The organism is Lysinibacillus sp. JNUCC 51 (assembly GCF_015999525.1).
Lineage (GTDB): Bacteria > Bacillota > Bacilli > Bacillales_A > Planococcaceae > Lysinibacillus > Lysinibacillus xylanilyticus.
In genome coordinates, this window is the sequence record NZ_CP065545.1 from 1,053,758 (window position 1) to 1,080,161 (window position 26,404).

Consider the following 26,404-nt stretch of genomic DNA (forward strand, 5'->3'; position numbering starts at 1 on the left):
GTCACCATTTTCTTAAATGTCTTTTTTTACTTCTTCCTCTTCAACTGTGGCACTTGTGGCCATCCAATTTTTTAATTGAGCAAGAATTTTTTTCTCTAATCGTGATACCTGAACTTGTGATATGCCTAACCTGTTAGCAATTTCAGTTTGGGTACAATCTGAGAAATATCGTAAATAAATAATGGATTGCTCTCTAGGCTCAAGTCTTGTAAGCACCTCTTTTAGTGGTATATAGTCAAATGGCTGCTCAGATTTTTCGTCCTTCATCTGATCCATCAATGTAATAGAATCCCCTTCGCTTTCATACAATTGTTCATGCAAGGAAGCGGGATCTCTTAATGCATCAGAAGCTGTTACAATTTCCTCAGATGTGACATCAAGAATCTGTGCTAATTCATGAATGGTTGGTGGATGCTCATTTTTTTTAATGAATTCATCAGTTGCATGACGAATTTTAAAATTAAGCTCACGAATAGATCGACTAACCTTCACCATGCCATCATCCCGTAAAAAGCGCTGTATTTCTCCAATGATCATTGGTACAGCATATGTCGAAAATTTAACATCATACGTTAGATCGAATTTATCCACAGACTTCATGAGCCCTATGCAGCCAATTTGAAATAAATCCTCGAGCTCCACGCCCCTGCTTGCAAAGCGTTGGACGATAGACCACACAAGCCTCGTATTCCCTTCAATCATTCGTTTACGAGCCTCATGATCGCCCTGCTGTGCACGTGCAATTAAATCTCGCATTTCTCCCTGTGACAATAGCTTATCGGACGACTGTTCTAGCGGCTTCAAAGGGCAGCCTCACATTACCGGTGTGCGAACCGAGTAAAATTTCTTCGTAAACGTGACAGTTGTACCTTCTTGCCACTTGGACATTACTGTCAATTGATCTGAAAAACTATCCATAATAGTAAAGCCCATACCTGAACGTTCCATCGCACTTTTCGTCGTAAATAACGGCTCCATTGCTTGGCTTACATCCTCAATGCCGATACCTTTATCCAAAACAGACACAGTTACAATATCATCCTCACGTTTTGCATGAACTGTAACAACGCCTTTACCATCCTCTTCATAACCGTGAATAATAGCATTAGAAACAGCCTCTGAGACAACCGTTTTAAATTCGGATAGCTCATCAATCGTTGGATCTAATTGTGCGATAAAACCTGTCACCGCTACACGCGCTAAGGCTTCATTTTCACTAAGTGCTAAAAAAGTTAATGTCATTTCGTTATCCATTTACAATCCCCCTAACTCGATCAATCGCTTCTTCTTCAGTTGCATCCATCATCCACGGCCCTAAACCTGAAAATTGAAATACTTTTCGCATTGTCGGCGATGGATTCAATAATATTGTTCGTCCGGCGACTGCCTCTAACTCACGCATCCGACCAAGCACTAAACCTACACCTGAACTATCCATAAAAGAAAGCCCCTCTAAGTTCCAAATAATGGTCGTCACAGCGCCTTGAAAAATTGCTGTAGAAATTTTAGCCCGAATTTGCTCAACTGCATGATGATCGAGCTCCCCAAATAAACGTACAACTACTGTCTCTCTTGTTACCATTTCTAATTGAAAATGCATGAACATCGCCTCCTCCTCGTGCAATTCCACATTCAATGTGGTGATTCCTTGCGGCTGACAGAACTAGTGCAAAGTCTTCCGAAATAGTGTCAAATCGACATATTTATAGCTTTTTAGGTTAAATGCAGTATGGGATAAATCAACATTTTTTAAACCTGCCAGGCATTTTTTACAAGAATTATTATGATGATCAATTATGCCGAGGCATAATTGCATTCAGAGGCTTTGTGCTTGCACAAAGAACTCCTCTCTTATTACGAAGTCTATCCGTCTATTGGGAGATTCAATCCGATGCTTTGGCTTTTCTTTTCGTCGCTTTGTCGGTTCTATCCACGATTTTGGCTGTTCTATCCGTCGCTTCGTCGGTTCTATCCACGATTTTGGCTGTTCTATCCGTCGCTTCGTCGGTTCTATCCACGATTTTGGCTGTTCTATCCGTCGCTCTGGCTCTTCTTTTCGTCGCCCTGGCTTCCTTCCGTCGCTTTGGCTTTTCCTTCCGTCGCTTCGACTCTTCCTTCCGGCGCTTCTACACTTCTTTCCGTCGCTCTGGCTCTTCCTTCCGGCGCTTTGGCTCTTCCTTCCGTCGCTCTGGCTCTTCTTTCCGGCGCTTCGGCTCTTCCTTCCGTCTCTTCGACTCTTCCTTCCGGCGCTCTGGCTCTTCTTTCCGGCGCCTCGGCTCTTCCTTCCGTCTCTTCGACTCTTCTTTCCGGCGCTTTTGCTCTTCCTTCCGCCACTCTGCCTTCATTCCATCGCTTTGACTCTACTTTTCCGTCGCTCTGGCTCTTCTTTCCGGCGCTTCGGCTCTTCCTTCCGTCTCTTCGACTCTTCTTTCCGTCGCTTCGGCTCTTCCTTCCGTCTCTTCGACTCTTCTTTCCGTCGCTCTGGCTCTTCTTTCCGGCGCCCTGGTTTCCTTCCGTCGCTTTGACTCTCTCTTCTGGCGCTTCTACACTTCTTTCCGTCGCTCTGGCTCTTCCTTCCGTCGCTTTGGCTCTTCCTTCTGTCGCTCTGGCTCTTCTTTCCGTCGCTATGCCTTCTTTCCGTCGCTCCGGCTTTCCCACTCCGCCACAAAAAACTCCTTTCCACTGCTTAAACTTCCTCTTTTTAAAACAAAAAAGCGAGAACCCCTTTGTTAAAGAGAGTTCTCGCTTCGTATTAATTATGCAATTGTATAAGCTTTTAGTACTTTTTCGATTGTTTCCTGATCGATTTGACGATTTGAATATAAATATGCAATCGTCTCGTCAGCACGAACATGGTCGCCTTTTTTGGCAATCAATTGAATACCAGCATCATAATCAAGCTCAGATTCCTTAGTTAATCGACCTGCACCAAGACCAACGCTAGCTTCTCCGATTAATAATGCATTAATCGTCCCTACAGTGCCTTCAGTAGGTGCTTTGATAGCTACTTTATTTGCTGTGTCTTTTTGCACGATATCAGCTAAATCGCCACCCTGTGCTACGATGAATTCCTCAAATTTTGCAGCAGCTGAACCATCTTCTAATACTCGTTTAACAGCAGCTGTTGCTTCAGTCTCATTTACTCCTGCTGCAACTTGGTACATAAGCGAAGAAATAATAATACATTCCTCAAGTAGATCCTCATGTGTTTCATCCATACGTCCACTTAATAAAGCAAATGCTTCTACTACTTCAAGCTTGTTGCCAATCATTTTACCTAGTGGATTATCCATATCACTAATATGTGCAACTACTTTACGCCCTAGCTTTTCACCGATTGCAGTCATCGTATCAGCTAAAACCTGCGCTTCTTCTTCTGTTTTCATAAATGCACCAGAGCCACATTTGACATCAAGCACAATGCCATCTGCACCACTTGCGATTTTCTTACTCATGATAGACGCGGCAATAAGTGGAATGGAATCGACAGTACCCGTCACATCTCGCAACGCATATAATTTTTTGTCAGCTGGTACAAGATTACCTGTTTGACCAGCCACTGCAATTTTATGTTTATTGACATTGTCGATAAATTCTTGTGATGAAAGCTCTGTTTTAACGCCACGAATCGATTCTAATTTATCGATTGTACCGCCTGTAATGCCTAGACCCTTACCACTAAATTTCGCCACTGGAATATCTAGCGCAGCAATTATTGGAGTAACAATTAGTGTGACTTTATCGCCTACACCGCCTGTCGAGTGTTTATCGATTTTAAAACCTTCGATAGAAGATAAATCAATAACATCTCCAGATTCTATCATTGCTTTTGTTAAATAAAATGTTTCATCATATGTCATACCTAATAAACGGATTGCCATTAGTAGTGAGCTTGCTTGATAATCAGGAATTGTACCCGTAGTGTAACCCTCTACAAAGTACTGAATTTCAGCCTGTGTTAGCTCCTTGCCTTGCTTTTTCTTTTCAAATAATTGCGCCATATTCATATTGATAATCCCCCTTACTTCAAATCTTTTAAGAAGCTTTTACCAAACTCTGGTGCTTCTACTTTGAAGTTTTCAGCAACTGTTGCTGCAATATCTGCAAAAGTTTCACGTAGTGCTAGCTCGCTACCACCATTAAAGCGTGGTGAATAGACAATCAACGGTACATACTCACGTGTATGGTCTGTCCCAGGGAATGTTGGATCATTACCGTGGTCTGCCGTAATGATTAGTAGATCATCTTCTGTCATTGCCTCAGTAATTTCTGGTAAACGCGCATCAAATTCTTGTAGTGCGTTACCATAACCTAGTGGGTCACGACGATGTCCAAAATTCGCATCAAAGTCCACTAAGTTTAAGAAGCTTATACCATGGAAATCACGACGCACTACTTCTGCAAATTTATCCATACCATCCGTATTATTTTTCGTACGTACTGCATCAGTTACGCCTTCACCGTTGAAAATATCAGAGATCTTTCCGATTGCTATAACATCTAAACCTGCATCTTTTAAGACATTCATTGTTGTGCGACCAAATGGCTTTAACGCATAGTCATGACGATTAGATGTACGTGAGAAGTTTCCTGGTGTACCGACAAATGGACGAGCAATAACACGGCCAACTAAATATTCTGGTTGTAATGTTAGCTCACGAGCAATTTCACAAATTTTATATAATTCCTCTAATGGAACAATTTCTTCATGTGCAGCAATTTGCAAAACAGGGTCAGCAGATGTATAGACAATAATCGCTCCTGTCTCCATATGCTCCTTGCCGAAGTCCTCGATTACTTGTGTTCCACTTGCAGGTTCATTGCAAAGGACTTTGCGGCCTGTACGTTTTTCCAACTCTGCAATTAGCTCAGCAGGGAATCCTTCTGGATACACTTTAAACGGTTTATCAATATTTAACCCCATGATTTCCCAGTGACCTGTCATAGTATCTTTACCAACAGATGCTTCTTGCATTTTACCGTAGTATGCTTTTGGTTTATCAGTAGCTTTCATACCTTGTAATGGTTCAATGTTTGCTAAGCCGAAAGACTCCATATGCGGCATTGTAAGCCCATTCATTTTTTCAGCGATATGTCCAAGAGTATGTGAACCTACATCTCCAAAATTCGCTGCGTCTGGGGCTTCACCAATTCCAACTGAGTCCAATACTACTACATGGATTTTTTCAAACGGTTTATTCATAATTTTGCCTCCTAATCTCTTGACTCTATTTTACCAAAAAACAGCGAAAAATAAAGGTCAGACCTCCGACTAATAAATTTCTCTCTTAAGCACGTGGATGAAATTGCTTATAAACCTCTGATAGTCGGGATTTACTAATATGTGTATAAATTTGAGTTGTGGAAATATCGGCATGTCCAAGCATCTCTTGTACTGCCCGTAAATCCGCACCGTTTTCCACTAAATGTGTTGCAAAGGAATGACGTAATGTATGTGGCGTTAATTCATGTTGGATGCCCGCTTTTAAAGCGTGCTCCTTCATTAATTTCCAACAACCTTGCCTTGTTAAACGTTTTCCCCTTTGATTAATAAAAAAAGCTTCTGTTTTTGGAGATTTCCCTTGTAATTGACTACGTGCGCCATCTAAATACGTACTTAATGCCGAAAGAGCGCTTTTTCCAAGAGGAATGATACGCTCCTTGCCTCCCTTACCAAAAACGCGTACAAAGCCCATCGTTAAGTGAATATCAGCTAGATCCAATGCAATCAACTCACTAATACGCATCCCAGACCCATATAATAGCTCTAGCATCGCCACATCCCGAATACCTTGTGGTTTGCTGCGATTTGGTGCCACTAATAAAGCTTCTATTTCTTCTATTGAGAGGACATTTGGTAGCTTTTGCTCAATGGCCGGCATTTCTAAATGGACTGTCGGATCTGTTTCTGCTCGCTTTTCTCGGAGTAAAAATTGATGGAAACTGCGAATGGAGGAAATATGGCGGGCAACAGTACGACTTGTCTTTCCTTGCATACGCAACTGCTCTAAATGACGCAAAATGGTCGTCCTTTCCACTTTACGAAAATTAGACATTCCCTCTACTTCCCGCAAAAAATTCACGTAATTTTCTAAGTCTCGGCGATAGGATGCTAATGTATTATCGGATAATTGTCGTTCTACTTGTATAAAATGGATATAATCCTCTATTGCATATTGAAATTCATTCATCACAGCGCCCCCTTACTGTCAATTATTCTCTATTTTAGCACGGCTATTGGAATTGTGCTAAAACGTCCCCTTATAATTCTAATTTTAAATAAAACAAAAAACTGCCCGATTCAATCTATAACTTAAGATTAAACAGACAGTTTCTCGTTATTTTTCTTCATTCGACTCGTCGTTTTTATCATGACAGCGCCAGCAAATGCCGTGGAAAGTTAGTCGGTGATCTTTTATGATAAAGTTCCAACGTTTTTCAACAACGGCTTCCACATCTTCAAGTAAATCTTCTTGAATTTCATCAACCGCACCACATTCGATACAAACAAGATGGTGGTGGAAATGCGCAGCGCCCTCTTGGCGTAAATCATAGCGCGAAACGCCATCGCCAAAGTTGATTTTGTCGACAATTTTGAGCTCAGTTAGTAACTCTAACGTTCTATAGACAGTAGCAAGACCAATTTCTGGTGCCTTTTCTTTTACTAAAAGGTAAACATCTTCTGCACTTAGGTGGTCTTCCTCGTGCTCAAGCAGTACAGCAACTGTTGCTTCTCGCTGCGGCGTCAGCTTATAACTAGCACTATGCAACTGTTTTTTTATACGATCAATTCGGCTCTCCATGTGACGCCCCCCTAAACTCTTTCCATTATACCAAAGGAGTAAATCCTATTACAAGATAGTGATTAGATTTCGAATATGCTTTTGTATGTTTTTACCTAATGTTAGATTTTCGTGAATTGTATCTATCAATTTAATACATAAGAAATAACAATAAACTCAGCCACTATTATGATGAAAAATGCGATAAAATTCAACAAAATTGTCCGACCATTTATCATTTTCCCGATTTTTCTCTTTGACCAAGATGGTACAAGTAAATTGCATAGGGCTAGCAACAATATACAATAGATAAGCTGAAATGGAAACCACCAAATCGTATAAACCCAGAAAGCTTCAAGCTTTTGTAATAAAAAAACCGAGCTAAAGCCAAAAAAGGTTGCACGTATCGCCACTGTTACACGTACTAGAACCTTTAGGACACTATGCGTTGCAAGCAATAGTACAAGAGCTATTGAAACAGCAACAGGTAACACTAAACGAAATAGAGAATGCCTGTCCCCATTTGTTAAACGAGGCTCTATAAATGAAATAAAAGGCTCTGCATTCGGCCCACCAATAATATGAAATAAGATAACGCCACAAACGAAACTCACAGCAATGATGGAAGCGTGATAAAATATAGACACCGTACGAGACATAAACATGCTCCTTTTCTATCAAGGTTTGTACAGCTTATGCTCGTCCGCTTCTATTATGCTAAAGATTATTATCTTATTGTGCAGCAAGCCAAAGTACTGCAAACGCTGTCTTGGCGTCGTATATACGCTCATCTGCAACCATTTGTTGTGCCTCTTCCAACGAAACTTCTAATAATTCGACAAATTCATCCTCATCTAGATCTGCCTTATTTTCAATTTTATATAAATCATTTGCCACAAATAGATGAATGACCTCATCTGCGAAGCCTGGGGATGTTGCAAACGCTTGTAAATAGGTTAAGCTATGTGCACCGTAACCTGTTTCTTCTTCTAATTCACGGCGCGCGGTCACAATCGGTTCCTCACCTGGTTCAAGCTTACCAGCTGGAATTTCAATAATTGAACGTTCTAAAGCTTTGCGATACTGCTCCACTAATACTAATTTGCCTTCATCGGTAACAGCTATAACCGCAACTGCGCCTGGATGCTTAATAATCTCCCTTTTTGCAACATTACCATTCGGTAAAGTGACATCATCAACTTGTAGTTTCACAATTTTCCCGTCATAAATGGGTGTAGTCTTTGTCGTTTTTTCTTCAAACTTTTTCATTGACTATAACCTCGCTTGTTCTTCAGATATGTTCATTGTACCATTACATGTAGAGAAATCGAAGGAGGGCATTGGTATGAAAAAAAGACAGCTTGGCTCAAGTGAATTGTTAATTTCAGAAATTAGTTTAGGGGGCATGTCTCTTTCGACAGATAAGAAAAAGGCTGCTGAAATCGTCGATATGGCACTAGATGCTGGCATTAATTACATCGATACAGCCGATTTATATGATTTTGGATCAAATGAAGAAATTATTGGGGCTATTTTAGGGAAGCGTCGACAAGATGTTATAGTCGCTACGAAAGTTGGTAATCGATGGGCAGAAGGTGTAGAAGGTTGGCATTGGGATGCATCTCCGTCTTATATAAAGGAAGCTCTACACGCTAGCTTAAAACGACTAGGAACAGACTATATTGATGTTTATCAGTTACATGGTGGGACTATTGAGGACGACTGGGATGGAATTATCGACACTTTTGAAGATTTGAAAAAGGATGGATTGATTCGAGAATATGGCATTTCCTCTATTCGACCAAATGTAATAAAGCGTTATTTACCAGCAAGCTCTGCAAAAAGTGTCATGATGCAATATAGTGCATTAGACCGTAGACCAGAAGAATGGCTCGACTTTATCGCAAGTGAAGGGGCTTCCGTTGTAACACGTGGGACTGTTGCAAAAGGTTTACTAACAAATAGCTGGAAAGAACGTTTACAGCGTGTCAATGGCTTTAACACATATACAGCGGACGAATTAACAGCAGTATTATCAGGCTTATCATCACATTATGACGATTTACATGCACTTGCAATCGCCTTTAATCTAAAGGAACCTAATATAGCTTCAACAGTGATTGGTGCAAGCTCACAGGAACAGCTGGCGCAAACTCTAACTGCCTATGAAAAAATTAATTCGATAACAGATTTTAAAGCAGCTAATGAGCTAACAAAAATCGAACAATATATGGATCACCGATGAAAAAATGGCTTATTTTAATAGCATTTTTAGTAGTACTTGCGATTTCCTCTAGCATGACCTATGAACAACAGTCTATTATTCCTGAATTGGAGCAAGTATTAGCAAATAAACCGTTTGAAAAGCAATTATCCGTTTTAAAAATTCCTTATTGGGACACAATTGTTTCTGTTGAAGAACGCGGTTACTTTAAGTTTGTAGAATTTTTAATTCGGAAATTAACGCATTTTGTTGGATTCGGCTGCATTGCACTTGGTATTTACTTTGCATGGGGAAAACGTCGGTTTGCCGCAGGTGTCGCTATTGGCGGGACAGCTCTTATAGCCACGCTTGATGAAATTCGTCAAAGCTTTACACCAGGACGTACAATGAGCGGACAGGATATTATTTTGGATACAGCTGGAGCGATTGTTTTTGTTGGGATTGTAGTGTTGGTGAAGAAAATTTTCAAAAGACAAAGGGCGCTTTAATGTCCCCTTTGTCTTTTATTTGTTGTTATACGAATCTCCAAAAATATAGTTCTTCAGATTCTGAATATAACGTTGCCCCTGCTTTTTGTAATACTTTATGCGAGGCAATATTATTTTTATCAGTATCGGCAATCACGTACTTTACTTTAGATTGACGTAGTAACCAATCTTTCATCATCCTAACAGTTTCAGTCATGTATCCTTTTCCCTGATATTGTGGAAATGTATAGTATCCGATTACAACTTCATCCTGTTCATTCGGTAGACCTTTTAACATAATGCCCCCAACGATACAGTTTTGTTCTTTCGATACGATCAACCAATTCGTGTACCATATATAATTTTCTTCATTTTCAAATACTTTCGATAATCTAAACTTCAAAGCTTGTCTTAGTTCTTCATCAAGAAAAGCTTCTTTACTACTTACTGACAACTCTATTGCCAATGACTGTTCATCATTGATAAGTAAGTCTAAATACTTTGCGTTTAATGGGATTAGTCTTAATCTTTCAGTACTTAATTCAATCATTTTTTCTCTCCTAACATAGATAGTAACTAAACTATTAGAGAAATATGTATTGGCAACGTCTCCTGTTTTTAAAGATGATTAATTTTATCATTCGAGGAATATAGTGTAAATAATCATATCTTCATGACTAAATGTTCCGATAAAAACAAAAATCATTCCGATAAATCTTAGAATCTTTCCGATAAAACATAAAAACAGTGAATCCGTATATGGATTCACTGTTGCAGCCTGCTCTTTCGCTGTTAAATCTTGTTTTGCTGCTTTTAATTTAGCAAGCACGTCATCGCCTAATTTATCGGCTAATGTAACTGCCTCCTGCTTTGGTAGACTAGCTGTTACGCTACTATCCACGCATTGCTGCTGTTTTAGTTTCTTTCCTATTGCAATTCACCTTCTTATTCACTTCAATGGCGCTTTACCTCTGTTGCGAAAGCGTTTGATTGTCGAAGTCGCCCCAACAGCTTATAATAAGAAGTAAGAGAAGGGAGCAATTTAAAATGAAACAAATCCAATTAAACTCTCCTGAATTTAATCGTGTACTTAAAAATTTACAATTTGAAAATTTATCACTTACTCCAACACTTCAAAAAAAAGTACTTGAAATCGTTAATTCTGGTATACAAATTTCACCGACCATTATTAAGGAAGTTCTGAATAATGGAAAAGTACAATAAAAAACTTAATAATGACTTCCTTTTAAAAACAAATCTTCTGGACATTACTGATTACAAAAATCTTGAATTAGCAGAAGCATTTGTTTTTTCTCTAAGAGCCACACAAATTGAGCAAGGAACATATAAAATCAAATCGTTCCAGCTTTACGACTTTCAAAGTTTGCATGCTCATTTATTTCAAGATATTTATCCGTTCGCTGGACATTTTAGAGATGTTCAATTAATGAAAGGCTCTACTAGGTTTTGTCAATTTCAATTTATTAATTCCTATGCCGATGAATTGTTTTATCAATTAAATAATGAACCCGCATGGACTACAATTAATCAAGCTGCAAGTAGATTGGCATATTACAAATCTGAATTGAATATGTTAAACCCTTTTCGAGAGGGAAACGGGCGTACAATTCGTATTTTTGTGCAAGAATATGCACAATCTAAAGGTGTTAATTGGAACTTTACAAATATAGATAAAGAAACTTATTTAAACGCGATGATCCAATCTGTTACCAATACAGAACTACTAGAAAGGTTATTTTTAAATACTATAGAGTTTATCTAATCAAAGTCTGATAAAACATAAAAACAGTGAATCCGTATTTGGATTCACTGTTTCTCTTTAGAATTTTGAGCCTTTATCGCCGTATTCGTTTAGTAGTTCTTCAAACGATTTGTTTTTTTCGCGTTGTTTGCGCTCAAAGGCTAGCTTTGCTTGGCGCTCTTCTTCTGCGGCCTGCTCTTTCGCTGTTAAATCTTGCTTTGCCGCTTTTAATTTAGCAAGCACGTCACCGCCTAATTGATCGGCTAATGTAACTGCCTCCTGCTTTGGTAGACTAGCTGTTACACTATTATCCACGCGTTGCTGTTGTTTTCGTTTCTTTCCCATTGCAATTCACCTTCTTATTCACTTCAAGGGCGCTTGACTACAGTAGCCACACCTTGTCCACCACCGATACATAGTGTTGCGAGACCTGTTTTTGCATCACGCTTTTCCATTTCATGTAAAAGCGTTACTAAAATACGCGCTCCACTTGCACCAATTGGGTGGCCAAGAGCAATTGCTCCCCCGTTCACATTTAGTTTATCATGATTAAAGCCTAATTCGCGATCTACAGCAATTGATTGTGCTGCAAAAGCTTCATTCGCTTCAATTAAATCAATATTATCTAATGTTACATTAGCCTTTGCTAATGCTTTTTTTACTGCTGCTACAGGGCCAGTTCCCATAATAGCTGGGTCTACACCCGCACTCGCATTTGCTGTAATTTGTGCGATTGGACGAATGCCTAACTCTCCCGCTTTTTCTTTTGACATAACAACGACAGCCGCTGCACCATCGTTAATTCCAGATGCATTTGCTGCTGTTACAGAGCCATCCTTTTTAAAGGCTGGACGTAGTTTAGATAGAGACTCAGCTGTAACGCCTTGACGCGGGAATTCATCTTTATCAAAAATAATTGGATCGCCCTTGCGCTGCGGAATTTCCACCGCTACGATTTCATCATCAAACTTCCCTGCTGCCATTGCCGCTTCTGCACGCTGCTGTGAACGTGCTGCAAAGGCATCTTGCTCCTCTCGAGATATCTCATAGACATCACATAAATTTTCAGCTGTAATGCCCATATGATAGTCATTGAAAGCACACCATAATCCGTCATGAATCATCGTATCGACTACTTTTTGATCCCCCATGCGGAAGCCTTCTCGTGCATTTTTTAACAAATATGGTGCCTGGCTCATATTTTCAAAGCCACCTGCAACGACAATATCCGCATCACCAGCTAAAATAGCTTGTGTCGCTAAGTGAACTGCTTTTAGACCTGAGCCACAAACTTTATTAATCGTTAATGCAGATACTTCAAGTGGTAAGCCTGCTGCAATAGCTGCTTGACGAGCTGGATTTTGCCCAAGTCCAGCCGATAAGACATTCCCCATAATGACCTCGTCAACTTGTTCACCTGCTACACCAGCACGTGCTAATGCTTCTTTAATAACAATACTCCCTAATTTTGTCGCTGGTACGTCCTTTAATGTTCCTTGGAATGAACCAAGTGCTGTACGTACAGCACTTACTATTACTATCTCTTTCGTCATAAACATTCTCCCCTTTTCCCCGTTCAAAAATGAACACTGCATGCATATGCTACTAGCAGATATATCTATTTTAACAAATATTTTGACGATTTTCGATAACAGAAATAATCGCAGTTTTGCTAAAGATAATGTAAAATGTTGACGTGTTTTAAACAATCTCAGTTGGGAACATTACAATTAAGAAAAGTGCATACATACGAATGATCGATTGTATGCCAAGACAACAAAAGAAACAGGACGTGGAGGTGTTTATAATGAAAAAGAAAAAGAAAATGCTTTTATTTTCAGGTATAACGACGACGATTGCCGCAGCAGCAACTGGTCTGTTCGGCTTCGCGCTTTCCAATAAATTAATGTACATTAAGCAAAAGGATCCTGAATTCGTCCGTGAACGTGAAACCACTGCTAAACGTTTTGATGAAGCTTGGTACAATAAAAATTTTAAATGTGAATTAAACATTGACTCTCCAAATGGCTATACGATTCGAGGCATTATGTTTCAGCCTTTGGAAACAAATAATACCATCATTATTTGCCATGGCGTAACAGAAAATAAAATCAACTCCGTCAAATATGCTCGACTTTTTGAACGGCTTGGCTACAATTCCGTTATTTTTGACCATCGTAGACATGGGGAGACAGGTGGAAAAACGACTAGCTATGGCTATTATGAAAAAAATGACCTTGACGCAGTAGTCAAAACTATAAAGGTAATGATTGGTGAAGACGCCATTCTTGGAATTCACGGTGAATCGATGGGTGCCGCAACAATGCTACTGTATGCAGGAACTGTAGAGGATGGTGCAGATTTCTATATTTCTGATTGTGCGTTTTCTGATTTTTCAATGCTGCTGAAACAAATCGCGAAGACAGAATTTAAATACGGCTCCATTATTCCAATTCGTTTTGCAGATTTTTTTGTCCGCTTACGAGACGGTTATTCCTTTAAAAGTGTAACACCTTCTGAGGCTGTGACAAAAATTGAAAAGCCTGTGCTCTTTATCCATAGTATACCTGACACCTTTATCCCAGCTTCCATGTCACTGGATTTATACAATAAAAAAACTGGTCCTAAAAAGCTGAAGCTATTTGAAAAAGGTGCTCATGCACAGTCCTTTAATGAAAATATGGCTGAATATGAGGATTTAATCCATGACTTTTTAGAAAATTTCATTTATCAAAAAATAAATCGTGATTCTTCTTCATCTAATGTCATTCCATTTCATTTTTAGAGCAAATGAAAAACCCTAATGTGTCAATAAGTGTCATATTTAAATAAAATATAGTTCTTCTGCAAACGAGGGGTTGATTTCCGTTCCGACTGGGCGCTTTCCTGGGGGCGTCCAGTCTCCACTCCAATCAATCAATTCACATAGCATGTACCTTCTGACATGTCAGCGGCATCATAAGTAAAAGAACGAAAGCGAGTAGCCTAGGATGGAATTCACCCTCATTTCAAGCTCCATAACTTCAAAAAAATTTCCTAATAAACCACTTTATTTTTCAATGAAATAAAGGTGTCATATTAAATAAAGTATGGTTCTTCCTCAAAATGATCTGTGGAAAAACAAAGTGCAATGAGTCTCATTGACACTATGAAAAACCTTGCAATACTGAACTGCACTCCATTGTTAGAAAGTGTGTAACAATTGGAGTGCAGTTCATTCATTCACGCAAGGTTTTTATATTTTTTATTCAGCAAAAACAATATGCCACTCATCGCGTTTTGCTAAAAATTCTTTAGCTAACGCTTGTGCACCTTCTAGACTATGGCTAGCTGCCCAGCCGCATTGCACTTCATTGCAGGCTGGGACTGCAGTGGCTTTTGTTACATCCGTAAATGTTTTTTCTAAAATATTTAATAATTCCTCATAATCATTGTGATTTATTAGCGATACATAGAAGCCTGTTTGGCAACCCATTGGACTGAAATCAACAATATGGTCGGAGTAATTGCGGATAATGTCTGCCGATAAATGCTCTAGGGAATGTAATGCAGGCATTTCCATATGCTCTTTATTTGGCTGTTTAAATCGAATATCGTATTTGTACACTTCATCGCCATTTTTTCCTGTTTTAACACCTGCTAAACGTACATATGGCGCTATTACTTTCGTATGATCTAGATCAAAGCTTTCAACATTTGTTTTTTCTTTCTGCAATACAAACAACTCCTTTATATAGAATATTTCTATTATAACGAGTTTTCCGATAGAATTATATGGTTTTTAAATATTTTTCAAATAATTTATAAAAATCAATTTTAAATCACCGTAATTTTTGCTGTCGCTTCGCTTTCGAAGTTAAAAAAACAACCAGCCCCGGCTTGGACTAGTTGCTCTTTAAAAATCCCAATTACTTTTGGAATTTATTCATTTGTGACATCATTTGGCGTACTTGCTTTTCAGACGGCGTACGACCCATTTGCGCCATCATCATACGAATCATTTGCTCATTAATTGGTGGGTTTTCTTTTAAATATTTCATCATAGCTTGACGAGCTAAAAAGAAACCAAGTGCCGCGCCCGCTGCTAATGCGATAATTACAATAATAATCCAGCCCCATGTAGGCATACAACCAACCTCCTCCACTACAATATATACCGAGAAAAAACTCTCCACGCTCCATTATACACCAAATATTAGCGTGTTACTATATATTGTAGTGAAATTTCCTAATGCATTGTATACTTCATTGGCTTTAGCCACCCACACTCATTATCTTGTTTATTAAATGCAATAAAGCGTTCGCTCATCTTCGCAAGCATTTGGAATAAATCCAAATCAAGCATTCGTGAACCCTCACAATAAACACAAATTTTGCGTTCTACTAAATAAATTGCCATTTTTCCTTTAATAGGATGTTCTAAAAATAAAGCATTACGAGCTCTCTCTAAATGTGCATACTTGGAATCTAGTTGTGCCTCAAGCATCGTAGCAATCTCATCGAAGCGTACGCTTTCACATATATATGCAAGCTCTTTTAAGGATTTCTCGTTAGCGTCTTCACAGCCTTGCATCATTTCTAATAACTTACGCTCTCTGCCGAAAATAAACGTTAAATGCTCTTCTTTTATTTTATATATGGAATAGGTTCTCACTAGAAATCCTCCTTCGCTCATTTCTTTTTCATAAGTATAGCTCATCCAAACTCTTTTATTTGTCAAACGAAGGAGGCATTCATCTTCTATTTTTGTCGAAAACTTTCTACTTTCGGTTCTATAAAATGCTTTATGGCTAATTAAGTTTTTACAAATTTGAGCTTCTTCTATAGTACTTAGAATATTCTCAGCCTCAAGACCTAGAGTAAAATCAATTTCCAGTCCGTTTTAGCAAAGCTCGCTAATAGGTAATATAAAGGTATCAACGAAAGGAGCTAAAACATATGAGAAAATTTTTTCTACTAATAGGAGGCTTTATCGCAGGTTGTGTTGCACTTGCTTTAACTGGACCAATTGCAGGTCTACTATTTTCTGGATTGTTTGTAGCACTCGGTATGCACTTCTACACTTCAAGTAAATCAGCATTCGGCAAAGTATTATGGTTTACAGTGGGTCTGATTGGTGTTCTATCAGCAATTTCTAATATCCCTGCAATGGTTGGTTTAGCAGCAATCGCTATCATCTATGTTATCTATAAAAAATGGAATGGCGAAGATGTAAAAATCCCAACGATTGAAGCTAAAGAAGAAGATCCATTTACAAACTTTGAAAAAGAATGGTCTAACTTAACAAAATAAAAGGAGCGATTTAGTATGAACTTATTTCAACGTTTTAAATATACAATAGAGGCAGATTTACATCAGTTGTTTGATAAGAAGGAACAAAAAAACCCAATTGCAATGTTAAACCAATACATTCGTGAAGCAGAAAAACAAACAGAGCAAACTGGAAAATTATTAGAGCGTCAAGGTCAGCTAAAAGAGAAACTAGAACAAGAATTTAAACAAAATGCGGAATTACTAGCTAAACGTGAGGCTCAACTAAAATTAGCTACTACTAGTGGTGAGCAAGATTTAATCGATTTTGCCTCTGATGAAGTTGCTGCTTACACAGCACGTAACAATACACTACAAGCTAGTATTGAAGCAAGTACACGTGAATACTTCGAGCTTGAACGCAAATTTGAAACAATGAAACACAAAATTAAAGACATGAAAGTGCGTCAATTACAGCTTATGGGCAAAGAAAACGTAACTCGCGCTCACCATCAAATGGACGGAATGATTGCTAAAAATAACAAAACCAACTTTGAAGATTTAGAATCATACATCGATAAGCTTGCTTACCAAATCGACAAAGATCATGAAGTAACATCTTTCGAGACTCGTCTCGCGCAGCTAGAAAAAAAATCCATAGAAGATAACGCACCGCTGCTAATTGAAAACAAATAACATGTTATAATGAAAGAAATGCGCCATATTTAGAGGCGCATTCTTTCACGTTTTGAAATAGAGGGACCCATTCCCTCTCTTATACTCTTAGTAGAAAGAAGGGTGACCCTCTTGCAAAATTTCACAACTAATAAGCTCACTTTTTGGGTACTATGCTTCTTTTTACTCGTTTTTGTGGAGCTCACAATTTTTAATAACGGTGGCGCCTTTTGTCTATTGATTGGGGTAGGACTTTTTTATCTAAGTTTCTCGAAAAAAAATCGTTTCTTTAAATGGACAGGAATTTTCTTTATCTCGATTGCCCTCTTTACAATGTGGAGTTTACGCCTATTTATCGTCATCATTCTCTTATATATGCTCTATCAATATTTGCAAAGAGAAAACTCTGCAAAAGTTGTTGGCTTGGAGCTTTTTGAAAAACTTCCGACTACGAAAAACGAAATATTTGGTACATTACCTGCACCAGTAGATGCCTATAAATGGCAAGATGTTCAAATACAGCGACTTGCAGGCGACATTACGATTGACACGACACAAACAATTTTACCTGCCGGCACAAGCATCATTACGATTCGACAAGGTATCGGTAAGGTACAAATTTATATCCCATATGAAATTCCATTCCGCTTACACTATACGACATTGTTTGGTGAATTAAAATGTCTTCATGTTGGCCCACAACGCTTACTCAATGAAAGTGTAAGTTTCTCAGATGGAAACCCCGAGGATGCAAAACGTACACTCGTAATACATGTTGCAACATGGCTTGGGGACTTGGAGGTGCTACGTAAATGATTGCCTTTATCTCAAGAATATTTACTCTATTTTTTATTTTGATGAGTGCTACATTCGGACTCCTTGTCGCTGTTTGGGGCGAGCCAAATGAGAAAACATGGGAGCCATTATGGCAGCAGAATTATAATAATATCCCATTCGGTGGTTTTATTGCCGTCACTCTTTTTGCGCTTAGTTTACTAATTGCAAGCTGGATCAGTATGACTGCCCGTGCAAGAGAGGCTCAGGCAACCCGCATCGTGAAACAGTTAGTTGAACCTGATTTTGTATTACCTAAGAAAGAGCCTTTACCAAAACCTTTGAAAAAAGCTTTAGTTCAAACAAGTGAGTTAATTGATACTCAACGAAAAAGCTTACAACGCTTATCCAATGAACGTGCAGAAGCTAATGATAAAATCATTCAAGAGCGCATAGTTGCTGAACGTCAACGTCTTGCTCGTGAACTCCATGATTCTGTATCACAGCAATTATTTGCAGCTTCGATGTTACTGTCTGCATTAACAGAAACTGATGAAAATGCTACAAGCGTAAAGCAGGTCGAAAAAATCGTACAACAGGCACAGCTTGAAATGCGCGCATTGTTATTACATCTACGTCCAGTAGCTCTGCATAATAAAACTCTTGCACAAGGTCTCGAGGAACTTATTATTGAGCTGCAGCAAAAAGTATTCTTTCATATCGAATATGAGCTTGAAGAAATGTCATTATCCAAAGCGGAGGAGGATCATTTATTCCGTATTGCACAGGAGGCGCTATCGAATACGCTACGCCATGCAAAAGCGAGCGAAGTTGAATTATTGCTCGTTGCCCGCGACGATTTAGCCATTTTACGTATTCAGGACAATGGTCTCGGCTTTGATGTCGAAGCCGATAAATCTACTTCTTATGGGCTGCAAAATATTGCCGAACGTGCTGTAGAGATTGGCTGTACGTACAAAATTGTATCAGTGCCTGGCGAAGGTACAATTGTAGAGGTGAAAATCCCACTACATAAGGAGGTTGAAGTGAATGATTCAAGTGTTAATAGTGGATGACCACGAAATGGTGCGGATTGGTGTTTCTGCCTATCTATCAGCACAACCAGATATCACTGTGGTAGGTGAAGCTGAAAATGGTAAAGAGGCAGTGGAACGTGCTCTAGCTCTTCGCCCTGACATTATTTTAATGGACAATGTAATGCCAGTTATGACAGGAGCTGAGGCGACAGCTGAAATTTTAACAGCATGGCCCGAAGCAAAAATTATGATGGTAACAAGTTTTTTAGATGATGATAAAGTCTACCCTGCATTAGAGGCAGGTGCAGTCAGCTATATTTTAAAGACATCCAATGCGAAGCAAATCGCTGATGCCATTCGTAAAACAATGGGCGGTGAAACTGTTTTAGAACCAGAAGTAACATCAAAAATGATGCATCGCATGCGCCACGGAAATAGTACCCCATTGTATGAGCAGCTTACCGAACGTGAAATGGAAGTATTATTGCTCATGGCTAAAGGTAAAGCCAATCAGGAAATCGCCGATGATTTATATATTGCATTAAAAACCGTGAAAACACATGTCAGCAATATTTTAGCGAAGCTCGATGTTCAAGATCGCACACAAGCCGTTGTCTACGCTTTTCAAAACGGGCTAGCGAAGTAAATTTTGATTTATCAGTGATTTTGCTGGGTGGTTTATTTCCAAGCTTTTATCAACGATTCTATCTGTTTTCCAAAAAAATACGAAACTGCATTTTCCCAGTGCAGTTTCGTATTTTTTTAACCTAATCTATTAAAAAATTCTTGCAACTCGTCTACATTGTTAACTATGTATGTTGCTTCTGCATCCGTTAATTCTTCTAGTGAGCCATAGCCATAAGTAACACCGATAGAATCAATTTGATTTTCATGAGCCCCAATAATATCGTATTTACGATCTCCAATCATCATAAATTGATTGTTACTTACTTCATTAAAATGTTCGCGTACAAATGCAATAACTTCTCCTTTAGCTGAGCGTGTCCCATCTAAATTGCTACCTGCTACAAAGTCAAAAAAATGTTCAAGGTTGAAATATTTTAAAATTTGTTCTGCAAATACAGTTGGCTTTGATGTAGCTATTGCTAACTGATATCCATCCTTCTGTAAACTTTCTAATAATGAGGATATATTTTGATACAATTTATTCTCATACATGCCGCTTTGGATAAAACGTTCACGGTAATAGGCAATTGCTTGCTGTATTTGAACATCATCCAACCCATATATTTCTCGAAATGAAACTTGCAGCGGAGGCCCAATAAACGTTTCAAGCTGATCTAGATCTTCCTCAACTATACTAATTTTTTGTAAAGCATATTGAACAGATTTCGTTATCCCTATTTTAGGATCAGATATTGTACCGTCTAAATCAAATAAAACAACGCTATACTTTTTCATTACAAGCTCTCCTTTTACTGTTAAAGAATCGAATGATACACTGTTGAACCAAAATCATGAATATCTTTAATGTAATCAAACCCTTCAGGTGAACCAAAGCTATTAAATCCACGAACTGCCACAATATTTTCATTTGGAATTACTAATAAAGCAACACTTGTGTAACCAAGTAATTGCAAGCTTCCTTGTGGTAATATTGGGCTTAACTCTGTAACCCCTTCTCTCTGTTGAGGCTGAATAAACCAAAAAAAGCCATTAGTGGGCAAGGTCCTTGGTTTAGTATTCGGGGATTGAATTGTCGTTAATAACTGTATGATTTCCTCAGGTATAATTTGTTTTCCATGTAATTTCCCTTTATCAAGATGTACTTGTCCCCACTTAGCTAGCTCTCTTAATGAGCTATACATATTCATTTTGCTACCATCACATACATCGCTTTCATACCAAAATGGACTATCATTATGTATTACTTCTATATGCTGTTCGTTTTTTTCACTGAACCAATTTGATTCAGTAAAAGACAATGTTCGAAATACTTGCTCATCTACAATTTCTGCAAAAGTTTTTCCAGTAACTTTAATAATGACTTTAGCAAGTAATTCTACATTAATATCTCGGTATGCCCAGTTATAGCCTGCTTTGAATTCCTTCATTATTTTTTCATTTTGACGACGTAAACCGTGAGTATGTGTTAGTAGATGTCTAATTGATACATCGGCAAAAACTTTTTCATTTTCTAAATAATCACTTAGTGGATCATCTATTGAGGCAATATAGTTATGATAAATCGCATATGCTACAGCAAAACCTACATATGTTTTACGAACCGAAGCAAGATGAAAAAGAGTATGTGGTCCTACTCTCTTTGTGTCTTGGTGTTGTCCTTGCACGCCAAAATATTCTTCTAGTACGGTTTGACCATGCTTATTAATAATAACTCCCCCACCAGTACAATCTAATTGTGAGAAAGTTTTCTTTACTTGTGTGAGTATAGCTTGTGAGTTCATTTAAATAGCCCTCCTACTCTTCTCATTGTATACCAAACGGAAATTAATACCAGATAAGTTTCTTCACTTAAGAAACCTTTTATTACCATAAACGTTATTATTTATAAGGAGGGGTTGTGTGGATACTCGATTTACTTATAAGCATTTCGTAAATGAAAATACGTTTTCACTTCTTGATCCGATTTTTGAAACTACCCTACTTTTTGCAGTTTTACTACTCATTATCGTGATTATAAAAAAAGTATCTATTTGGTTTTGTATACTTTTTGCAAGCCTCTCGGTAATTGTCACAGGTCAGCTTCTTTGGTTTAGTGGCATTATAGTTGATGAGCTAAATATTGGAGGAAGTTCCAAGGGCTTTTACTGTTTTGTCGTTATGCTGCTAATTCATTGTGCAGCTATTTGGATTTCTTTAGTGAAGTCTTCTAAACATGAAAAAATACCGCAGTACTCAGAGGAGATTTAACCTACTGAGTATTGCGGTATTTATAAATTATAGAGCTTTTACTTTCGCTACAACATTTTCTACTGTGAATCCGTATTTTTCCATTACTAATTCACCTGGTGCAGAAGCGCCGAACTTATCAATAGCAAGAACGTCTCCTTCAAAACCAGTGTATTTATGCCAGCCGAATGATGCGCCCATTTCGATTGCAAGACGTTTTGTTACAGCCTTTGGAAGAACAGATTCTTTGTAAGCTGCGTCTTGTTTTTCGAAGCGATCCATAGACGGCATTGAAACAACTGCCACATCCATACCATCAGCTTTTAGTGCTTTTTGTGCTTCAATTGCAAGTGAAACCTCAGAGCCTGTTGCAATTAAAATGGCATCCGCCACTTCTTTTGTAGCAGGAGACACTGTATAAGCACCTTTAGTAACACCTTCACGTACTGTATCAATAGATGCATCAAGAACAGGTAAGTTTTGACGAGATAATACTAAAACAGTTGGTGTTTTTTCAGATGCTACTGCTAGCTCCCATGCAACTGCTGATTCATTTGCATCAGCTGGACGAACAACAGATAGATTTGGCATTGCACGTAAAGATGCTAGGTGTTCGATTGGTTCATGTGTTGGACCATCTTCACCTACAGCGATTGAGTCATGTGTAAATACATAAGTAACAGGAAGACCCATTAAGGCAGAAAGACGTACTGCTGGACGAACATAGTCAGAGAATACGAAGAATGTACCACCGAATACGTTAAGACCACCGTGAAGTGCCATACCGTTCATAGCTGCACCCATTGCAAATTCACGTACGCCGAACCAAATATTACGGCCAGCATAATCGTCTGCAGAGAAATCTCCAGCGTCTTTCATCGTTGTTTTATTTGAGCCGGCAAGGTCAGCTGAACCACCAAAGAATGATGGTGTTTTCTTTGCAATTGCATTGATTGCATCGCCAGAAGAAGAACGAGTAGCTACTGATTTACCTACTTCATAAACTGGTAATTCTGAAGCGAAATCCTCTGGTAATTGACCATTCATTGCGTTTTCAAATTGCGCTGCTAATTCTGGGAACTCTTGCTTATATGCTTCAAACTTAGCATTCCAAGCTTCTTCAGGTTGTGCTCCTTGTACATTAGCTGCTGCTGCGAATGTATCATATACTTCAGCAGGAATTTGGAATGGCTCGTGTGCCCATTCATAAGATGCTTTAGTTAAAACAACCTCATCTTGACCAAGTGGTGCACCGTGAGAAGCAGCTTTACCTGATTTGTTTGGTGAACCAAAACCGATAACAGTTTTCACTTCGATAAGTGTTGGCTTGCCAGTTGATTTTTTAGCTTCTTCGATAGCTGCGTTAATTGCTTCAACATCAGTACCATCAGCAACTTTTAAATAGTTCCAACCATAAGATTCAAAACGTTTTTGGACATTTTCTGAGAATGATTTTTCTAAATCACCGTCTAAAGAAATATCGTTTGAATCGTATAAAACGATTAACTTTTCAAGTTTTAAGTGACCAGCTAAAGAGATAGCTTCAGCTGCTACACCTTCCATTAAATCGCCATCGCCACAAAGTGCAAATGTATAGTGATCAACGATGTCATGTCCTGGTTTATTGTAAGTAGCTGCTAAATGGCGTTCAGCCATTGCCATACCAACTGTCATTGCAATACCTTGACCTAAAGGACCTGTTGTTGCCTCTACCCCAACTGTATGACCATATTCAGGATGTCCTGGAGTTAATGAATCCCATTGACGGAAGTTTTGAATTTCTTCCATTGGTAAGCCGTAGCCACCAAGATGAAGTAGGCTATATAAAAGCATAGAGCCATGACCTGCAGAAAGTACAAAACGGTCGCGGTTAAACCATTTTGGATTAGCCGGATTATGTTGAAGTTGTTTTGTCCAAAGCGTGTAAGCCATTGGCGCTGCCCCCATCGGTAAACCTGGGTGACCTGAGTTTGCTTTTTCAATTGCATCGATTGACAAAGTTCGGATAGCATTAATCGCTAGTTGATCCGCATGTTGAGTCATTATTTTGTGACATCCTTTCTCGTCCTATATATTGTTCTTATACAGTTTAGTCAACATTGCTTCAGAAAACAATGCTTTTGTTATACTATTTGCCTTTTATAACATACTTTATCATTATTTCAGTATAAAATTGCCCCTCATTATGAAGTAATACTTTTATAAATAAACATTTTCACGGCTTTAGGGCTAGCTGAATAAAAATAATGCCTTCGGCGGTTGTCCTAGATTTTGAAAGGAATTAATTGCTTAAGCACAATTCAAATTTCGGACACAATTATGCCGAGGAGTAATTGCTTTAAATGTGTCACACTAATTTAGAAATTTATTCTTTCTCGCTTGTTTTACTTTTTCTGGAGTTACATCATTTCCTTCAGCATCTACCACTTTTACGTTTTCAATTGTATCACGCATAGTTGCTCTAAAAGTATCCAGATACTCCTTACGTAGTGCTGATCGTTCCTTAGCTTCTGCCTCAGTTAATGTACCACTTTTAGCCTTAGCAGAAAGTTCATTGATTCGGTTAATTTTCTCTTTTGATAACATAGTTACACACCTTTCAGTACATATCATAATGAATATGGTATGCAAAGTATAGCATGTATTCCCCGAAAATGCAGTTATACCAACCTTTCTAGTATCCTTGAATTTTTGAAATAAATACCATAAATTGCATGACTTTTGGAAATTACAAGTGTATAACTAATTTATAGGGTTCCAAAACAACAATTGATTTATGCTTGGAGGAATATAAATTGTTTATCAAAACAGAAAGACTATTAATAAGAGAGTTTGAAATTCAAGATTGGCAAGCTGTCTATGAATATACTTCAAATCCTACTGTAATGAAGTATATTCCCGAGGGCGTTTTTAATGAGGAAGAAGCAAAAAAGTTCGTTTCAGAAAATAACGGTGAAAAAGCAAAACACTTCCCCATTATTTTATTAAGCGAAAATACTGTAATTGGTCATATTGTTTTCCATCAATGTTTTGGTGACCATACGTATGAGATTGGTTGGGTATTGAATCCGAACTATTTCAATAATGGATTTGCATCAGAAGCAGCAAAAGCTGTATTGGACTACGGATTTAAAGAATTGAAACTTCATAGAATTATTGCAACATGCCAGCCAGAAAATACCCCATCCTATCGAGTGATGGAGAAAATCGGTATGAGACGCGAGGGCTATTTTAAAAAATGCATCCCAAATGGAGATGAGTGGTGGGATGAGTATTATTATGCTGTTTTAGAAGAAGAATGGGCATAAGGTAGTTTCAGGGAAAGATGATTGTTTTTCATATTTATAAAGAATATATGAGGCAGAGAGGTAGAAATCGCTACTTCTCTTATTTTTATCGGGCTACTGGATACTGTTCTCCATGATAAATGAATTTTAGTTATTCATTCAAAAGTCTATCCATTACTTCTCGCTCCTTTCCACTTCTAAAGCCTTTAAAAATAAAAAAATCAGCAGGATGATAAAACTCCCACTGATTAAAACGTCATTTTATTTGTTCGCTTCCCTCTTGATGTTCCCGATATCTCCTATGGACAGTAGCTTTACTCACTTCAAAGCCTAGACCTCTAAGAGTCATAGCGATTTCTTCAAAGGTGAAGCCTCGATTACGAAGGTTGACAATTTCTTCTATAGGAACATCCTTACGTTCTTGACCATTTGGATTTCCACGGTTAGATAAATTGTTTTCAGGGCGATAGCCATTTTCAACGGCACGACGCATGCCACGTCTTATTTTAGCATTATGAATTCTGCGCTGGTACTCCTCAACAATTGCTAAAATTTCTAGGAGCATCGTATCCATTTCATTTAATTGTAAAGGTCCCTCATCTCGCATAGAAAAAACATCTGTTTCTGTTTTCTGCAATAAATGCAATACTGCCATTCGAGCATTCCCACGCCCTAAACGTGTTTCATCTTGCACAAATAATGCATTTATTTCTTTTTCTTTTATGAAATCGAGCATTTCTAGTAAACCTTCACGTTCCACATCATAGCCACTATGCTTGTCCTTAAAAACACGTTTGACTTCGTAGCCCTGTACTTTAGCATAGCGCGTTAATTCCTCTTGCTGACGTTCTAACGAGGAAGTTTGTGTCTCTTTTTCTGTACTCACACGGCAATAGACAACAGCCGATTGTTGATTCATTATCATTTTTCGTTTCTCGCAATTTCAATTGAATTTATAGGATAGGGTTGATCACCCACTACTGGAATCACTAGTGATTTACCTGCAATAATTTGTACGTTCGATAATTCATTTTCTGTTTTCACAAGCTTAATCCATTCATCCGTTTTCATTTTACCACGGTATTGATCGGCTAACGACCATAAGCTATCACCATGTGCAATTTCAATTTCTGTGTACGTTACATCGCCTGGATCTGTTATAAAAAGGTATGCTGCAAAAAGTAGACAAGCTCCTAATAAAATTGTAATATGTGGATTTTTCTTTAACCAGTTCATGTTTATAACCCCTTTTTAAGAATGTTTGTTCGGAAT

At 38.3% G+C, this 26,404-nt stretch carries 36 protein-coding genes; 13 read left to right on the forward strand and 23 right to left on the reverse strand.

What is annotated here, in order from left to right; all coding sequences use genetic code 11:
* Positions 1 to 12: 12 nt before the first annotated feature.
* Genes sigF through spoIIAA form a run of 3 tightly spaced genes read right to left on the reverse strand, consistent with a single transcriptional unit; the run spans position 13 to position 1,600 of the window.
* Positions 13 to 756, reverse strand: coding sequence for an RNA polymerase sporulation sigma factor SigF (sigF, locus tag JNUCC51_RS05435; RefSeq protein ID WP_443136996.1), 744 nt, complete (start codon positions 754 to 756; stop codon positions 13 to 15).
* A gap of 57 nt (positions 757 to 813) precedes the next feature.
* Entirely contained in the window at positions 814 to 1,254 is a 441-nt protein-coding gene (spoIIAB, locus tag JNUCC51_RS05440) for an anti-sigma F factor (RefSeq protein ID WP_053483128.1), read from the reverse strand.
* The gene (gene spoIIAA, locus JNUCC51_RS05445; protein WP_100545077.1) at positions 1,247 to 1,600 is read right to left on the reverse strand and encodes an anti-sigma F factor antagonist; all 354 of its coding nucleotides are present in this window, start codon (positions 1,598 to 1,600) and stop codon (positions 1,247 to 1,249) included. The genes spoIIAB and spoIIAA overlap by 8 nt, the downstream gene beginning before the upstream one ends.
* 227 nt (positions 1,601 to 1,827) lie before the next feature.
* Here spoIIAA and JNUCC51_RS05450 point away from each other — a divergent pair, with 227 nt between their 5' ends.
* Positions 1,828 to 2,358: a hypothetical protein gene (locus tag JNUCC51_RS05450; RefSeq protein WP_337991174.1), complete on the forward strand. Its 531-nt coding sequence runs from the start codon at positions 1,828 to 1,830 to the stop codon at positions 2,356 to 2,358.
* Here the strand turns inward: JNUCC51_RS05450 and JNUCC51_RS05455 are convergent.
* The 7 genes from JNUCC51_RS05455 to JNUCC51_RS05485 form a co-directional block, all read right to left on the reverse strand.
* Complete coding sequence (locus tag JNUCC51_RS05455) at positions 2,342 to 2,683, reverse strand: hypothetical protein (protein ID WP_337991175.1); 342 nt, start codon at positions 2,681 to 2,683, stop codon at positions 2,342 to 2,344. The genes JNUCC51_RS05450 and JNUCC51_RS05455 overlap by 17 nt on opposite strands.
* Positions 2,684 to 2,756: 73 nt before the next feature.
* Complete coding sequence (locus tag JNUCC51_RS05460) at positions 2,757 to 4,007, reverse strand: thymidine phosphorylase (RefSeq protein WP_337991176.1); 1,251 nt, start codon at positions 4,005 to 4,007, stop codon at positions 2,757 to 2,759.
* 14 nt (positions 4,008 to 4,021) lie between these two features.
* The gene (gene deoB / locus JNUCC51_RS05465) at positions 4,022 to 5,203 is read right to left on the reverse strand and encodes a phosphopentomutase (protein WP_337991177.1); all 1,182 of its coding nucleotides are present in this window, start codon (positions 5,201 to 5,203) and stop codon (positions 4,022 to 4,024) included.
* An 85-nt stretch (positions 5,204 to 5,288) separates the two neighbouring features.
* Entirely contained in the window at positions 5,289 to 6,191 is a 903-nt protein-coding gene (xerD, locus tag JNUCC51_RS05470) for a site-specific tyrosine recombinase XerD (protein WP_337991178.1), read from the reverse strand.
* A gap of 147 nt (positions 6,192 to 6,338) precedes the next feature.
* Positions 6,339 to 6,803, reverse strand: a complete 465-nt coding sequence (gene fur, locus JNUCC51_RS05475; protein ID WP_004232171.1) for a ferric iron uptake transcriptional regulator — start codon at positions 6,801 to 6,803, stop codon at positions 6,339 to 6,341.
* Positions 6,804 to 6,928: 125 nt separating this feature from the next.
* A complete protein-coding gene (locus JNUCC51_RS05480) occupies positions 6,929 to 7,441 on the reverse strand; it encodes a hypothetical protein (protein WP_337991179.1) in 513 nt (170 codons plus the stop codon).
* A gap of 73 nt (positions 7,442 to 7,514) precedes the next feature.
* Positions 7,515 to 8,051: an NUDIX domain-containing protein gene (locus JNUCC51_RS05485; protein ID WP_337991180.1), complete on the reverse strand. Its 537-nt coding sequence runs from the start codon at positions 8,049 to 8,051 to the stop codon at positions 7,515 to 7,517.
* Between the two features lie 76 nt (positions 8,052 to 8,127).
* On the opposite strand from JNUCC51_RS05485, the gene JNUCC51_RS05490 reads away from it, so the two are divergent.
* Entirely contained in the window at positions 8,128 to 9,027 is a 900-nt protein-coding gene (locus JNUCC51_RS05490) for an aldo/keto reductase (protein ID WP_337991181.1), read from the forward strand.
* Positions 9,024 to 9,494 carry a VanZ family protein gene (locus JNUCC51_RS05495; protein WP_337991182.1) on the forward strand — a complete coding sequence of 157 codons (471 nt, stop codon included), beginning with the start codon at positions 9,024 to 9,026 and terminating at the stop codon, positions 9,492 to 9,494. Before JNUCC51_RS05490 ends, JNUCC51_RS05495 begins: the two co-directional genes overlap by 4 nt.
* Positions 9,495 to 9,519: 25 nt before the next feature.
* Here JNUCC51_RS05495 and JNUCC51_RS05500 read toward each other — a convergent pair whose 3' ends face one another.
* A complete protein-coding gene (locus tag JNUCC51_RS05500; RefSeq protein ID WP_337991183.1) occupies positions 9,520 to 10,023 on the reverse strand; it encodes a GNAT family N-acetyltransferase in 504 nt (167 codons plus the stop codon).
* Positions 10,024 to 10,110: 87 nt separating this feature from the next.
* Positions 10,111 to 10,374, reverse strand: a complete 264-nt coding sequence (locus JNUCC51_RS05505) for a DUF3886 domain-containing protein (RefSeq protein WP_337991184.1) — start codon at positions 10,372 to 10,374, stop codon at positions 10,111 to 10,113.
* 146 nt (positions 10,375 to 10,520) lie between these two features.
* Here JNUCC51_RS05505 and JNUCC51_RS05510 point away from each other — a divergent pair, with 146 nt between their 5' ends.
* Together JNUCC51_RS05510 and JNUCC51_RS05515 are read left to right on the forward strand one after the other, a co-directional pair.
* Entirely contained in the window at positions 10,521 to 10,697 is a 177-nt protein-coding gene (locus JNUCC51_RS05510) for a Zn-dependent hydrolase (protein WP_337991185.1), read from the forward strand.
* Positions 10,681 to 11,256 (forward strand): Fic/DOC family protein, encoded by a 576-nt coding sequence (locus tag JNUCC51_RS05515; RefSeq protein ID WP_337991186.1) that lies wholly within the window; start codon positions 10,681 to 10,683, stop codon positions 11,254 to 11,256. Before JNUCC51_RS05510 ends, JNUCC51_RS05515 begins: the two co-directional genes overlap by 17 nt.
* A 57-nt stretch (positions 11,257 to 11,313) precedes the next feature.
* Here JNUCC51_RS05515 and JNUCC51_RS05520 read toward each other — a convergent pair whose 3' ends face one another.
* Both JNUCC51_RS05520 and JNUCC51_RS05525 read right to left on the reverse strand, forming a co-directional pair.
* A complete protein-coding gene (locus JNUCC51_RS05520; protein ID WP_100545085.1) occupies positions 11,314 to 11,580 on the reverse strand; it encodes a YqkE family protein in 267 nt (88 codons plus the stop codon).
* A 23-nt stretch (positions 11,581 to 11,603) separates the two neighbouring features.
* Positions 11,604 to 12,788 carry an acetyl-CoA C-acetyltransferase gene (locus tag JNUCC51_RS05525; RefSeq protein ID WP_337991187.1) on the reverse strand — a complete coding sequence of 395 codons (1,185 nt, stop codon included), beginning with the start codon at positions 12,786 to 12,788 and terminating at the stop codon, positions 11,604 to 11,606.
* A 254-nt stretch (positions 12,789 to 13,042) separates the two neighbouring features.
* Here JNUCC51_RS05525 and JNUCC51_RS05530 point away from each other — a divergent pair, with 254 nt between their 5' ends.
* Complete coding sequence (locus tag JNUCC51_RS05530) at positions 13,043 to 14,020, forward strand: alpha/beta hydrolase (RefSeq protein WP_337991188.1); 978 nt, start codon at positions 13,043 to 13,045, stop codon at positions 14,018 to 14,020.
* Between the two features lie 459 nt (positions 14,021 to 14,479).
* Here the strand turns inward: JNUCC51_RS05530 and JNUCC51_RS05535 are convergent, their stop codons facing one another.
* From JNUCC51_RS05535 to sirA, 3 genes are all read right to left on the reverse strand, one after another.
* The gene (locus JNUCC51_RS05535) at positions 14,480 to 14,950 is read right to left on the reverse strand and encodes an S-ribosylhomocysteine lyase (RefSeq protein ID WP_100545089.1); all 471 of its coding nucleotides are present in this window, start codon (positions 14,948 to 14,950) and stop codon (positions 14,480 to 14,482) included.
* A 193-nt stretch (positions 14,951 to 15,143) separates the two neighbouring features.
* A complete protein-coding gene (locus JNUCC51_RS05540) occupies positions 15,144 to 15,362 on the reverse strand; it encodes a YneF family protein (protein WP_049668607.1) in 219 nt (72 codons plus the stop codon).
* Between the two features lie 101 nt (positions 15,363 to 15,463).
* Positions 15,464 to 15,889, reverse strand: a complete 426-nt coding sequence (gene sirA, locus JNUCC51_RS05545; protein ID WP_049668606.1) for a sporulation inhibitor of replication protein SirA — start codon at positions 15,887 to 15,889, stop codon at positions 15,464 to 15,466.
* 284 nt (positions 15,890 to 16,173) lie between these two features.
* Here sirA and JNUCC51_RS05550 point away from each other — a divergent pair, with 284 nt between their 5' ends.
* The 5 genes from JNUCC51_RS05550 to JNUCC51_RS05570 all read left to right on the forward strand — a co-directional run bounded on the left by JNUCC51_RS05550 (position 16,174) and on the right by JNUCC51_RS05570 (position 19,617).
* Positions 16,174 to 16,527, forward strand: coding sequence for a lmo0954 family membrane protein (locus tag JNUCC51_RS05550; protein ID WP_100545090.1), 354 nt, complete (start codon positions 16,174 to 16,176; stop codon positions 16,525 to 16,527).
* A gap of 15 nt (positions 16,528 to 16,542) precedes the next feature.
* Positions 16,543 to 17,181, forward strand: coding sequence for a PspA/IM30 family protein (locus JNUCC51_RS05555; RefSeq protein ID WP_337991189.1), 639 nt, complete (start codon positions 16,543 to 16,545; stop codon positions 17,179 to 17,181).
* A gap of 102 nt (positions 17,182 to 17,283) precedes the next feature.
* The gene (gene liaF / locus JNUCC51_RS05560) at positions 17,284 to 17,976 is read left to right on the forward strand and encodes a cell wall-active antibiotics response protein LiaF (protein ID WP_337991190.1); all 693 of its coding nucleotides are present in this window, start codon (positions 17,284 to 17,286) and stop codon (positions 17,974 to 17,976) included.
* Entirely contained in the window at positions 17,973 to 19,010 is a 1,038-nt protein-coding gene (locus JNUCC51_RS05565; protein WP_337991191.1) for a sensor histidine kinase, read from the forward strand. Before liaF ends, JNUCC51_RS05565 begins: the two co-directional genes overlap by 4 nt.
* Positions 18,985 to 19,617: a response regulator transcription factor gene (locus JNUCC51_RS05570; protein ID WP_049668598.1), complete on the forward strand. Its 633-nt coding sequence runs from the start codon at positions 18,985 to 18,987 to the stop codon at positions 19,615 to 19,617. The genes JNUCC51_RS05565 and JNUCC51_RS05570 overlap by 26 nt, the downstream gene beginning before the upstream one ends.
* A 116-nt stretch (positions 19,618 to 19,733) precedes the next feature.
* On the opposite strand, the gene JNUCC51_RS05575 is transcribed toward JNUCC51_RS05570, so the two are convergent.
* Positions 19,734 to 20,393, reverse strand: coding sequence for an HAD family hydrolase (locus JNUCC51_RS05575; RefSeq protein ID WP_337991192.1), 660 nt, complete (start codon positions 20,391 to 20,393; stop codon positions 19,734 to 19,736).
* Between the two features lie 20 nt (positions 20,394 to 20,413).
* Positions 20,414 to 21,400 carry a serine hydrolase domain-containing protein gene (locus JNUCC51_RS05580; protein ID WP_337991193.1) on the reverse strand — a complete coding sequence of 329 codons (987 nt, stop codon included), beginning with the start codon at positions 21,398 to 21,400 and terminating at the stop codon, positions 20,414 to 20,416.
* Positions 21,401 to 21,518: 118 nt separating this feature from the next.
* Between JNUCC51_RS05580 and JNUCC51_RS05585 the strand changes: the two genes are divergently transcribed.
* Positions 21,519 to 21,866, forward strand: coding sequence for a hypothetical protein (locus JNUCC51_RS05585; RefSeq protein WP_100545099.1), 348 nt, complete (start codon positions 21,519 to 21,521; stop codon positions 21,864 to 21,866).
* A 27-nt stretch (positions 21,867 to 21,893) separates the two neighbouring features.
* Here JNUCC51_RS05585 and tkt read toward each other — a convergent pair whose 3' ends face one another.
* Together tkt and JNUCC51_RS05595 are read right to left on the reverse strand one after the other, a co-directional pair.
* Positions 21,894 to 23,888 carry a transketolase gene (gene tkt / locus JNUCC51_RS05590; protein ID WP_337991194.1) on the reverse strand — a complete coding sequence of 665 codons (1,995 nt, stop codon included), beginning with the start codon at positions 23,886 to 23,888 and terminating at the stop codon, positions 21,894 to 21,896.
* A gap of 309 nt (positions 23,889 to 24,197) precedes the next feature.
* Positions 24,198 to 24,431, reverse strand: a complete 234-nt coding sequence (locus tag JNUCC51_RS05595; RefSeq protein ID WP_337991195.1) for a DUF896 domain-containing protein — start codon at positions 24,429 to 24,431, stop codon at positions 24,198 to 24,200.
* A 209-nt stretch (positions 24,432 to 24,640) separates the two neighbouring features.
* On the opposite strand from JNUCC51_RS05595, the gene JNUCC51_RS05600 reads away from it, so the two are divergent.
* Positions 24,641 to 25,153, forward strand: coding sequence for a GNAT family N-acetyltransferase (locus JNUCC51_RS05600; protein WP_134023465.1), 513 nt, complete (start codon positions 24,641 to 24,643; stop codon positions 25,151 to 25,153).
* A 235-nt stretch (positions 25,154 to 25,388) separates the two neighbouring features.
* Here the strand turns inward: JNUCC51_RS05600 and JNUCC51_RS05605 are convergent, their stop codons facing one another.
* Together JNUCC51_RS05605 and yneA are read right to left on the reverse strand one after the other, a co-directional pair.
* A complete protein-coding gene (locus JNUCC51_RS05605; protein WP_337991196.1) occupies positions 25,389 to 26,057 on the reverse strand; it encodes a YneB family resolvase-like protein in 669 nt (222 codons plus the stop codon).
* Entirely contained in the window at positions 26,054 to 26,368 is a 315-nt protein-coding gene (gene yneA / locus JNUCC51_RS05610) for a cell division suppressor protein YneA (RefSeq protein ID WP_337991197.1), read from the reverse strand. Before yneA ends, JNUCC51_RS05605 begins: the two co-directional genes overlap by 4 nt.
* Positions 26,369 to 26,404 lie beyond the last annotated feature (36 nt).

Excerpts from the sequence above, each read along its gene's own strand:
- sigF (WP_443136996.1), bottom strand. The coding sequence starts at position 756 with ATGCGAGATTTAATTGCACGTGCACAGCAGGGCGATCATGAGGCTCGT.
- spoIIAB (WP_053483128.1), bottom strand. The coding sequence starts at position 1,254 with ATGGATAACGAAATGACATTAACTTTTTTAGCACTTAGTGAAAATGAA.
- spoIIAA (WP_100545077.1), bottom strand. The coding sequence starts at position 1,600 with ATGCATTTTCAATTAGAAATGGTAACAAGAGAGACAGTAGTTGTACGT.
- JNUCC51_RS05460 (WP_337991176.1), bottom strand. The coding sequence starts at position 4,007 with ATGAATATGGCGCAATTATTTGAAAAGAAAAAGCAAGGCAAGGAGCTA.
- deoB (WP_337991177.1), bottom strand. The coding sequence starts at position 5,203 with ATGAATAAACCGTTTGAAAAAATCCATGTAGTAGTATTGGACTCAGTT.
- xerD (WP_337991178.1), bottom strand. The coding sequence starts at position 6,191 with ATGAATGAATTTCAATATGCAATAGAGGATTATATCCATTTTATACAA.
- fur (WP_004232171.1), bottom strand. The coding sequence starts at position 6,803 with ATGGAGAGCCGAATTGATCGTATAAAAAAACAGTTGCATAGTGCTAGT.
- JNUCC51_RS05480 (WP_337991179.1), bottom strand. The coding sequence starts at position 7,441 with ATGTCTCGTACGGTGTCTATATTTTATCACGCTTCCATCATTGCTGTG.
- JNUCC51_RS05485 (WP_337991180.1), bottom strand. The coding sequence starts at position 8,051 with ATGAAAAAGTTTGAAGAAAAAACGACAAAGACTACACCCATTTATGAC.
- JNUCC51_RS05490 (WP_337991181.1), top strand. The coding sequence starts at position 8,128 with ATGAAAAAAAGACAGCTTGGCTCAAGTGAATTGTTAATTTCAGAAATT.
- JNUCC51_RS05495 (WP_337991182.1), top strand. The coding sequence starts at position 9,024 with ATGAAAAAATGGCTTATTTTAATAGCATTTTTAGTAGTACTTGCGATT.
- JNUCC51_RS05500 (WP_337991183.1), bottom strand. The coding sequence starts at position 10,023 with ATGATTGAATTAAGTACTGAAAGATTAAGACTAATCCCATTAAACGCA.
- JNUCC51_RS05510 (WP_337991185.1), top strand. The coding sequence starts at position 10,521 with ATGAAACAAATCCAATTAAACTCTCCTGAATTTAATCGTGTACTTAAA.
- JNUCC51_RS05515 (WP_337991186.1), top strand. The coding sequence starts at position 10,681 with ATGGAAAAGTACAATAAAAAACTTAATAATGACTTCCTTTTAAAAACA.
- JNUCC51_RS05520 (WP_100545085.1), bottom strand. The coding sequence starts at position 11,580 with ATGGGAAAGAAACGAAAACAACAGCAACGCGTGGATAATAGTGTAACA.
- JNUCC51_RS05525 (WP_337991187.1), bottom strand. The coding sequence starts at position 12,788 with ATGACGAAAGAGATAGTAATAGTAAGTGCTGTACGTACAGCACTTGGT.
- JNUCC51_RS05530 (WP_337991188.1), top strand. The coding sequence starts at position 13,043 with ATGAAAAAGAAAAAGAAAATGCTTTTATTTTCAGGTATAACGACGACG.
- JNUCC51_RS05540 (WP_049668607.1), bottom strand. The coding sequence starts at position 15,362 with ATGCCTACATGGGGCTGGATTATTATTGTAATTATCGCATTAGCAGCG.
- JNUCC51_RS05550 (WP_100545090.1), top strand. The coding sequence starts at position 16,174 with ATGAGAAAATTTTTTCTACTAATAGGAGGCTTTATCGCAGGTTGTGTT.
- JNUCC51_RS05555 (WP_337991189.1), top strand. The coding sequence starts at position 16,543 with ATGAACTTATTTCAACGTTTTAAATATACAATAGAGGCAGATTTACAT.
- JNUCC51_RS05565 (WP_337991191.1), top strand. The coding sequence starts at position 17,973 with ATGATTGCCTTTATCTCAAGAATATTTACTCTATTTTTTATTTTGATG.
- JNUCC51_RS05570 (WP_049668598.1), top strand. The coding sequence starts at position 18,985 with ATGATTCAAGTGTTAATAGTGGATGACCACGAAATGGTGCGGATTGGT.
- JNUCC51_RS05575 (WP_337991192.1), bottom strand. The coding sequence starts at position 20,393 with ATGAAAAAGTATAGCGTTGTTTTATTTGATTTAGACGGTACAATATCT.
- JNUCC51_RS05580 (WP_337991193.1), bottom strand. The coding sequence starts at position 21,400 with ATGAACTCACAAGCTATACTCACACAAGTAAAGAAAACTTTCTCACAA.
- tkt (WP_337991194.1), bottom strand. The coding sequence starts at position 23,888 with ATGACTCAACATGCGGATCAACTAGCGATTAATGCTATCCGAACTTTG.
- JNUCC51_RS05595 (WP_337991195.1), bottom strand. The coding sequence starts at position 24,431 with ATGTTATCAAAAGAGAAAATTAACCGAATCAATGAACTTTCTGCTAAG.
- JNUCC51_RS05605 (WP_337991196.1), bottom strand. The coding sequence starts at position 26,057 with ATGATAATGAATCAACAATCGGCTGTTGTCTATTGCCGTGTGAGTACA.
- yneA (WP_337991197.1), bottom strand. The coding sequence starts at position 26,368 with ATGAACTGGTTAAAGAAAAATCCACATATTACAATTTTATTAGGAGCT.